The sequence below is a fragment of the Hydrogenophaga sp. genome (assembly GCF_022844385.1).
In the GTDB taxonomy this organism is placed as follows: domain Bacteria; phylum Pseudomonadota; class Gammaproteobacteria; order Burkholderiales; family Burkholderiaceae_C; genus Hydrogenophaga.
The window spans coordinates 1-7,868 of the sequence record NZ_JALHLX010000144.1 but is presented as its reverse complement, the minus strand read 5'-3'; the positions used below and the strand labels follow the sequence as shown (position 1 = coordinate 7,868).

The 7,868-nt window shown below is 65.3% G+C and carries 10 protein-coding genes; 8 read left to right on the top strand and 2 right to left on the bottom strand.

What is annotated here, in order from left to right:
- The first annotated feature begins 45 nt into the window (after nt 1-45).
- Nucleotides 46-1,506, top strand: coding sequence for a TrkH family potassium uptake protein (locus Q0C59_RS17145; protein WP_291217791.1), 1,461 nt, complete (start codon nt 46-48; stop codon nt 1,504-1,506).
- A gap of 9 nt (nt 1,507-1,515) precedes the next feature.
- On the opposite strand, the gene Q0C59_RS17140 is transcribed toward Q0C59_RS17145, so the two are convergent.
- A complete protein-coding gene (locus tag Q0C59_RS17140; protein WP_291217788.1) occupies nt 1,516-2,220 on the bottom strand; it encodes a glutathione S-transferase N-terminal domain-containing protein in 705 nt (234 codons plus the stop codon).
- 100 nt (nt 2,221-2,320) lie between these two features.
- Between Q0C59_RS17140 and Q0C59_RS17135 the strand changes: the two genes are divergently transcribed.
- From Q0C59_RS17135 to Q0C59_RS17125, 3 genes are read left to right on the top strand one after another with little or no spacing between them, the layout of a single operon-like run.
- Entirely contained in the window at nt 2,321-2,746 is a 426-nt protein-coding gene (locus Q0C59_RS17135) for a rhodanese-like domain-containing protein (RefSeq protein ID WP_291217786.1), read from the top strand.
- Nucleotides 2,743-3,117, top strand: coding sequence for a YchJ family protein (locus Q0C59_RS17130; protein ID WP_291217783.1), 375 nt, complete (start codon nt 2,743-2,745; stop codon nt 3,115-3,117). The genes Q0C59_RS17135 and Q0C59_RS17130 overlap by 4 nt, the downstream gene beginning before the upstream one ends.
- Nucleotides 3,114-3,782, top strand: a complete 669-nt coding sequence (locus Q0C59_RS17125; protein ID WP_291217781.1) for an HAD family phosphatase — start codon at nt 3,114-3,116, stop codon at nt 3,780-3,782. The genes Q0C59_RS17130 and Q0C59_RS17125 overlap by 4 nt, the downstream gene beginning before the upstream one ends.
- Here the strand turns inward: Q0C59_RS17125 and Q0C59_RS17120 are convergent.
- Nucleotides 3,756-4,808, bottom strand: coding sequence for an AraC family transcriptional regulator (locus tag Q0C59_RS17120; protein WP_291217779.1), 1,053 nt, complete (start codon nt 4,806-4,808; stop codon nt 3,756-3,758). The two genes, Q0C59_RS17125 and Q0C59_RS17120, sit on opposite strands and share 27 nt — an antisense overlap.
- Nucleotides 4,809-4,922: 114 nt before the next feature.
- Here Q0C59_RS17120 and Q0C59_RS17115 point away from each other — a divergent pair, with 114 nt between their 5' ends.
- From Q0C59_RS17115 to Q0C59_RS17100, 4 genes are read left to right on the top strand one after another with little or no spacing between them, the layout of a single operon-like run.
- Nucleotides 4,923-6,545 carry a carboxyl transferase domain-containing protein gene (locus Q0C59_RS17115; RefSeq protein WP_291217777.1) on the top strand — a complete coding sequence of 541 codons (1,623 nt, stop codon included), beginning with the start codon at nt 4,923-4,925 and terminating at the stop codon, nt 6,543-6,545.
- 44 nt (nt 6,546-6,589) lie between these two features.
- The gene (locus Q0C59_RS17110; RefSeq protein WP_291217774.1) at nt 6,590-6,916 is read left to right on the top strand and encodes a type II toxin-antitoxin system VapB family antitoxin; all 327 of its coding nucleotides are present in this window, start codon (nt 6,590-6,592) and stop codon (nt 6,914-6,916) included.
- The gene (locus Q0C59_RS17105; protein ID WP_291217772.1) at nt 6,913-7,320 is read left to right on the top strand and encodes a PIN domain-containing protein; all 408 of its coding nucleotides are present in this window, start codon (nt 6,913-6,915) and stop codon (nt 7,318-7,320) included. Before Q0C59_RS17110 ends, Q0C59_RS17105 begins: the two co-directional genes overlap by 4 nt.
- Nucleotides 7,308-7,823, top strand: coding sequence for a DinB family protein (locus tag Q0C59_RS17100; protein WP_291217770.1), 516 nt, complete (start codon nt 7,308-7,310; stop codon nt 7,821-7,823). The genes Q0C59_RS17105 and Q0C59_RS17100 overlap by 13 nt, the downstream gene beginning before the upstream one ends.
- Nucleotides 7,824-7,868: the final 45 nt, after the last annotated feature.

The following is a 7,868-nucleotide window of genomic DNA, read 5'->3' as shown; positions in this document are numbered from 1 at the left end:
GTTCCAGGTCAGCGCCACCTTCTTCGGCTGAAGCGAACGTTCACCGTGTACACCCTGCTGCCCGTCCTCTCGGTGTTTTCGCGCATCCTGCTGGCGTTCGCGCCGGCCTTTCTGGTTCCACTGGCCTGGGCCTGGTTCCTGGACGCTCAGCATCACGCGCTGGTGTGGGCGTACGGATTCGCCTTCACCACCCTGTGCGGCATCATCCTGTGGCGGGCTACCCACCGGTTTCGCCGCGAGCTGCAGGCCAAGGACGGCTTCCTGCTCGTCAATCTCGTGTGGACCCTGCTCCCTGCGTTCGCGGCAGCACCGCTCATGTTCACCGTGCCCGACATCAGCTGGACCAAGGCCTACTTCGAGGCCATGAGCGCACTCACCGCCACGGGCTCGACGGCTCTGTCTGGTCTGGACGATCTACCGGTGTCGGTGAACGTCTGGCGCTGTTTCCTGCAATTGCTGGGCGGGCTGGGCATCATGCTGCTGGTGGTGGCGGTGCTGCCACTGCTGGGTCTGGGCGGTGTGCAGCTGTACCGCGCCGAAACGCCGGGGCCCATGAAGGACACCAAGTTCACGCCGCGCATTTCTGAAACCGCGCGCGGCCTGTGGGGGGTGTATGTGCTGTTCTCGGTGGCCTGCATGCTGGCCTACCGCTGGGCCGGCATGAGCTGGGCCGACGCCTTCATGCACATGTGCACCACCATGGGTCTGGGCGGGTTTTCGTCGCACGACGCGAGCTTTGGTTACTGGGACTCGCCAAAGATCGAGGCTGTGGCCACGGTGTTCATGGTGCTGGCCGGGGTGAGCTTCATGCGGTATTTCATCGTGCTGCGCCAGCGCTCACTGCGCCCACTCACCAACGACCGTGAAATCCGCACCTATGTCAGCGTGCTGGTGGTGTCGGTCATGCTGGTGGCAGTCCTGCTTACAGCGCACGGTGTGATCGACGACTTTCCCGAGGCACTGCGCACCAGTGCATTTCACGTGGTGTCATTGGCCACCACCACCGGGTACGCATCCACCGACTACGCACAGTGGCCGGTGTTCGCGCCGGTGCTGCTCATGTTCCTGGGGTGTTTCGTGTCCTGTGCCGGGTCTACCGGCGGTGGCATCAAGCTGGTGCGCATGGTGTTGCTGATCAAGCAGGCGCGGCGCGAACTGGTTCGCATCGTGCACCCGCGTGTGGTCAACCCGGTCACGCTGGGTGGGGCGATCATGCCGCCTGCGGTCATGACCGCCGTGCTCGGCTACATGCTGATCTATGGCGCCGCCACCATGGGGCTGACGATGCTGATGTTGTTCACCGGTCTGGACATCGTGTCATCGTTTTCGGCGGTGGTGGCCACGGTGAACAACATCGGTCCCGGCCTGGGTCTCGTGGGGCCGTCCAGCAACTTCGGCGTGCTCAACGATTTCCAGATCTGGGTGTTGACGTTTGCGATGCTGCTGGGCCGTCTTGAATTGCTGACCGTGCTGGTCTTGTTCACGGGCCACTTCTGGAGGAAGTGACCTCCCGTTTCAGCTGCGGGCCGGAATGCTCAGGCCGCGTTGCACCGCTGGACGCTGATCGAAGGCTGCGAGCACGCGCGGCAGCTCGGTGAACTCGCTGAAGCCCACCAGGTCACCCGCGCCGTAGAAGCCCACCAGGTTGCGCACCCAGGGCCAGATGGCGATGTCGGCAATGGAGTAGTTCTCGCCCATGATCCAGTCGCGCCCGGTCATGCGCTGGTTCAGCACGCCGAGCAGGCGCTTGGTCTCGGCGGCATAACGGTCGCGCGGGCGTTTGTCTTCAAAGTCCTTGCCGGCGAACTTGTGGAAAAAGCCGAGTTGGCCAAACATGGGGCCCACGCCACCCATCTGGAACATCAGCCACTGCAGGGTCTCAAAGCGCGTTGCAGGCTCTGCCGGCAGGAACTGCCCGGTCTTTTCGGCCAGGTAGATCAGGATGGCGCCCGACTCGAACAGCGCGAGCGGTTTTCCACCGGGCCCGTCTGGATCGAGGATGGCCGGGATCTTGTTGTTCGGGTTGAGCGACAGGAAGGCCGGCGACATCTGGTCGTTGGTCTCGAAGCTCACCAGGTGCGGCTCATAAGGCAGGCCGGTTTCCTCCAGCATGATCGATGCCTTCACGCCGTTGGGCGTGGGCAGCGAATACAGCTGCAGGCGCTCGGGATGCTGAGCGGGCCACTTGCGGGTGATGGGGAAATGGTCGAGTGTGGTCATGCAGGGGTTCTCCAGATCAAGGCCTTCATTTGAACACCCGCGCTGCGTCTCCCTGGTGCTGCAAGGCCATCGATAATTCTGTATCCACCGGAGACAACACATGCCCATCACCAAAGGTTCTCAGGCGCTCGTGGCCGAGGCCAGCGCCCAGATCACCACCCACAGCGTGGCCGACATCCAGGCCCGGCTGGCCAAAGGCGATGCGCGCCTGCAGCTGGTCGACATCCGCGACATCCGCGAGCTGGAACGCGAAGGCGTTGCAGTGGGCGCACTGCACGCGCCGCGCGGCATGCTCGAGTTCTGGGTCGACCCGGCCTCGCCCTACTTCAAACCCGTGTTCGCCGACGAGAACAAGGAGTTCGTGCTCTATTGCGGTGCCGGTTGGCGCAGCGCGCTGGCCACCAAGGCCCTGCAGGAGATGGGCATGACCAACGTGGCCCACATCGACGGCGGCTTCACCGACTGGGTGAAGCAGGGCGCCCCGGTGGAGACGATGGAGCAACGCAAGGCGAAGAAAGCCGGATGAAAGACCCGTGTTCCTGCGGACGCGTGGCCACCTTTGAAGCCTGCTGCGGCCGTTACCTGGGCACCGGTGTACCGGCCCCCGATGCCGAATCGCTCATGCGCTCACGCTACACCGCTTTTGTGCGCTGTGATGCGGCGCACCTGCTGGATACCTGGCACGCAAGCACACGCCCGACGTCGATCGATTTCGAAGCGGGCGTGAAGTGGCTGGGGCTGGAGGTGAAGCGGCACACGCCCATCGATGCGGCGCATGCCGAGGTCGAGTTCGTGGCGCGTTCGCGCCTGCAGGGCCGTGGCCAGCGCCTGCACGAGCGAAGCCGTTTCGTGCGTGAAGACGGGCATTGGCTGTATGTGAACGGAGACCTGTTGTGACGCAGTTCGAGGGGGTTCTTTTTGATTGCGACGGTGTGCTGGTGGACAGCGAGCCGATCACCAATGGCGTGCTGCGCGAGGTGCTCAACGAGAGCGGCTGGGCGCTCACTCAGGCCGAGTGCATGCAGATCTTCATCGGCAAGGCGGTGCGCGACGAGCGCGCGCGCATCGAAGCGGAAACTGGCCAGCCGTTGACTGACGCGTGGATGCGGGCGTTCTACGCCCGGCGTGATGCGCGGCTGCGCGCCGAGCTGCAGCCGGTGCACGGCGCGCTGGAGGTGGTGGTGGCCGCGCACCGGCACGCCGGCGGGCGCATCGCCTGTGCCTCGGGCGCCGACCGACCCAAGGTCGTGATGCAGATCGAGATGGCGGGCATGCATCCTTACTTCGGCGACCGCATCTTCAGCGGCCATGACCAGCCGCGTTCCAAGCCCGCGCCCGATGTCTACCTGGCCGCTGCGGCGCACCTGCGCGTCGACCCGGCGCGTTGCCTGGTCATCGAAGACACCGGCACCGGCGCGCAAGCCGGCCTGGCGGCGGGCGCCACCGTGTGGGGCTATTGCCCCGAGGGCCATGGCCGCGCGTTTAAAGGGCTGGCCGTGCACCGTGTGTTCCACCGCATGCACGACCTGCTGGACTCACTGACTCCGGAAGTCGCCCGGTGAGTGTCCCGTCCAGCCCTTGAAGGCGCGGATGAAGCTCTTTTCGTTCTGAAAGCCCGCCGCCTCGGCCACCTGTTTGATGGGCTTGTGGCTGCGCAGCAGCAGTTCGGTGGCGAGCTGTTGGCGCACCTCGTCTTTCAGGCGCTGCAGCGATGCGCCTTCGTCCTTCAGTTGCCGGTGCAGCGTTCGCGGTGAGGTGTTGAGCAACGCGGCCAGTTCGTTGGCGTTGTGCGCATCCTGCGGCCGGCTGGCCAGCACTTGTCGCACACGCTGCACCAGCAGGCGGTCGCGCCGGTAAGAACGCACAGTGAGCGGCAGGGCGCGCTGCAGCAGCTGGTTCATGGCGGCCTCGTTGCGCCGCACCGGCAGGCTCAGGTAGCGCGCGTCAAAGTGGATGGCGGCGTGCTCCGCGTCAAACCGGATCGGTCCGTCGAACAGCACGGCGTAGGCCCCGGCGTGGCGCGGCGCGGAGTAGGGGAACTGCGCGCCGAGCAGGGCGACGCGTGAATCCACGTACCAGCTGGCCAGGCCGTGGATGTTGCGCAGCAGCGAGACCGCGCACAGTTCTGCCATGGGCCCGGGGTCGCGTTGCAGGCGCAGCACGATGCTGGCCACCTCGCCGTCCACCTCCGCCGCCAAGGGAGCTTCGGGCGCCAGCAAACCATGGTGGCGGCACCAGCGTTTGAGCGCCACACCCAGCGTGGGGCTGGTGAGCGAGGCGCGCGCGAGCATGCCGTAGCTGCCCCAGGGCAGGGGCCGGGCGAAGCAGCCGAGGCCTTCGTCGTCGAGCTCGCGCATGGCGGCGCCCGAGATCACTTCCATCTGCGTCGCGGTGATGCTGGCACCGGGCTTCTTCAGTTGGGCTGGCGTTATTTGTGCCTGCTGCAGCGCGCTGGCCGGGTCCATGCCGCGCGCCTGGTACGCCAGCACCATGGCCCGAACCAGGGCCATGGGCGTGAGCGCCGGACCACCCAGCGGGCGGGCGGTGTCTGCCGACGGGGGTGGACTGCGCAGGGCGGCTTGGGACATACCCGGATTTTCATGGGCGTTGGCGGCATTTGCAACCCGAGTGACCGACACGAGCCGGGTGCTATCCGCCAAAATGACCTGTTCCCCCACAAGACAACCTGACAGGACCGCACCATGTCGACCCTGGAGACACAACTCAACGCCCGCTCTGCCGACTTTCAGGCCAATGCCGCCGCCATGCGCGCGGTGGTGGACGACCTGCGGGCGCAGGTGGCCAAGTCCACCTTCGGCGGCGGTGAGGCCGCGCGCGCCAAACACACCAAACGCGGCAAGCTGCTGCCGCGCGACCGCGTGCAGATGCTGCTGGACCCGGGCACGCCGTTCCTGGAGCTGAGCCCGCTGGCCGCGCTCAACATGTACCCCGACCGCGACGGCACCGACAGCGCACCCTGCGCCGGCGTGATCACCGGCATCGGCCGCGTGAGCGGCGTCGACTGCCTGATCGTCTGCAACGACGCCACGGTCAAGGGCGGCACCTACTACCCCATGACGGTGAAGAAGCACCTGCGGGCGCAAGAGGTGGCGATGCAGAACAACCTCACCTGCATTTATCTGGTGGATTCGGGCGGCGCTAACCTGCCGAACCAGGACGACGTGTTCCCCGACCGCGACCACTTCGGCCGCATCTTCTACAACCAGGCCAACATGTCGGCCAACGGCATCGCGCAGATCGCTGTGGTCATGGGTTCGTGCACGGCCGGTGGGGCCTATGTGCCGGCCATGAGCGACGAGACCATCATCGTGAAGAACCAGGGCACCATCTTCCTGGGTGGCCCGCCGCTGGTGAAGGCCGCCATTGGCGAGATCGTCAGCGCCGAAGACCTGGGCGGCGGCGACGTGCACACCCGCCTCTCGGGCGTGGCGGACCATCTGGCACAGAACGACGCGCATGCACTGGCGCTGGCGCGTCAGGCCGTGGCCACGCTCAACAAACGCAAGATCGCCACGCAGGCGCTGCGCGAGCCGCGCGCACCCCTCTATTCCACCGAAGAGATATACGGCGTCATTCCCGCCGACACGCGCAAGCCGTACGACGTGCGCGAGATCATTGCGCGCATCGTCGACGGCAGCGAGTTCCACGAATTCAAGGCGCGCTTCGGCGCCACGCTGGTCTGCGGCTTCGCGCACATCGAGGGCATGCCGATCGGCATCGTCGCCAACAACGGCGTGCTGTTCTCCGAGAGTGCGCAAAAGGGCGCGCACTTCATCGAGCTGTGCTGCCAGCGAAAGGTGCCGCTGCTGTTCCTGCAGAACATCACCGGCTTCATGGTCGGCAAAAAGTACGAGAGCGAAGGCATTGCGCGCCACGGCGCCAAGATGGTCACGGCCGTGGCCACCGCCCAGGTGCCGAAGTTCACGGTGATCATCGGCGGCAGCTACGGCGCTGGCAACTACGGCATGTGCGGCCGCGCCTACAGCCCGCGCTTCCTCTGGATGTGGCCCAACGCGCGCATCTGCGTCATGGGTGGCGAGCAGGCCGCCGGCGTGCTGGCCACCGTCAAGCGCGACGGCATCGAAGCCAAAGGCGGTGCCTGGAGCGCCGAAGAAGAGGCGGCCTTCAAACAGCCGGTGCTCGATCAGTTCGGCCACCAGTCACACCCCTACTACTCCAGCGCCCGCCTGTGGGACGACGGCGTGATCGACCCGGCCGACACGCGCCGGGTGCTCGGCCTGGCGCTCTCAGCCGCGCTCAACGCGCCGATCGGCGAGCCGAAGTTTGGTGTATTTCGCATGTGATGTGTATGATTCGCTGAATTCATACACATCGAAGGGATTTTGCCATGCGAACCAATATCGTGATCGACGACAAGCTCATGGCCGATGTCATGGCGCTTGGCGAGTTCAAGACCAAACGCGAGGCGGTTGAAGAAGGATTGCGTCTTCTCAAGCGCAAAAAGGCCTATGCAGCTTTGCTGGCAGCCCGTGGCACCCTGTTCTGGGACGACTCTGACGAAGGCTGGGCGAAAACTCGAGAACAAAGCCAGACGCCCCAAGTGGCCGTGCAGGAACCCGCCGCCAGTTACGCCATCAAGCCGGCCGCTCAACGTCGAAAGTCCCCCGCCTCAGAGCCGATTCCAAAGCCCCGTGCGCGGGGCAAGTCAGCATGATTCTGGTGGACTCCAGTGTCTTGATCGATCACTTTCGAGGCACCACCAACCCGCAGACTGAGCAGCTCAGGCGTTGGTTGTCGGGGCTCGACGGGCCGCCAGATCTCGGTGTGGCCGATCTGGTGGTGTTCGAAGTGTTACGCGGCTTCGCTACAACCACGGAGCAGGCGAGAGCCCGCAATCTGTTGCTGGCTTTGGAGGTGGTGGAGATCGGCGGCTTGACCAACGCGTTGAATGCGGCTGCGCTGTATCAGCGACTCCGTCAACAAGGCCGCACCGTGCGCAGCCCCATCGACGTGCTGCTCGCCAGCTACTGCATGAAGCACGGACACATGCTGCTGCATCGCGATGCCGACTTCGAATCGCTCAAGGACTTGGGAGGGCTGGACACATGGCCGCATTGAGCCCCTGGCAAGCCCACTTCGTGCAGCTGGCCCGCTACAACGTGTGGGCCACGGAGCAACTGCTCTTTGCCATCGAACCCGTCAACGAGTTTGATTACCGGCGCGACCTGCGTCTGTTCTTCAAGAGCATCCACGGCACGCTCAACCACCTGCTGGTGGGCGAGCACATGCTCTGGCAGCGACGCTTTGCGCGGGGCGAGAGCCCGAAGGTCGCGCTGGACATGGAGGTCGAACCCGAGCGCGACCGCCTGGCGCAGGCCCTCAAAGGCGGCGCCAAGGTGTGGGAGCCGCTGATCACCAGTTGGCCCGCCGAGCGTTACGACGGCGCGCTCAGCTATACCAACATGCGTGGCCAGGCCATGAACCTGCCGTTCGCGGCCACGCTGGCGCACGTGTTCAACCACGGCACACACCACCGCGGCCAGATCAGCGCGGCGCTCACCATCCTTGGCCAGCCCGCACCCGAACTGGACCTGGTGTTTTTCCTTCAGCAGGCCTCCTGAACACAACAACCATGCGAACGAGACAACGACCATGAGCGCCACCAT

Bases quoted from the DNA above. Each gene is read 5' to 3' on its own strand.
- Q0C59_RS17140 (WP_291217788.1), bottom strand. From the start codon at position 2,220: ATGACCACACTCGACCATTTCCCCATCACCCGCAAGTGGCCCGCTCAG.
- Q0C59_RS17135 (WP_291217786.1), top strand. From the start codon at position 2,321: ATGCCCATCACCAAAGGTTCTCAGGCGCTCGTGGCCGAGGCCAGCGCC.
- Q0C59_RS17130 (WP_291217783.1), top strand. From the start codon at position 2,743: ATGAAAGACCCGTGTTCCTGCGGACGCGTGGCCACCTTTGAAGCCTGC.
- Q0C59_RS17120 (WP_291217779.1), bottom strand. From the start codon at position 4,808: ATGTCCCAAGCCGCCCTGCGCAGTCCACCCCCGTCGGCAGACACCGCC.
- Q0C59_RS17115 (WP_291217777.1), top strand. From the start codon at position 4,923: ATGTCGACCCTGGAGACACAACTCAACGCCCGCTCTGCCGACTTTCAG.
- Q0C59_RS17110 (WP_291217774.1), top strand. From the start codon at position 6,590: ATGCGAACCAATATCGTGATCGACGACAAGCTCATGGCCGATGTCATG.
- Q0C59_RS17105 (WP_291217772.1), top strand. From the start codon at position 6,913: ATGATTCTGGTGGACTCCAGTGTCTTGATCGATCACTTTCGAGGCACC.
- Q0C59_RS17100 (WP_291217770.1), top strand. From the start codon at position 7,308: ATGGCCGCATTGAGCCCCTGGCAAGCCCACTTCGTGCAGCTGGCCCGC.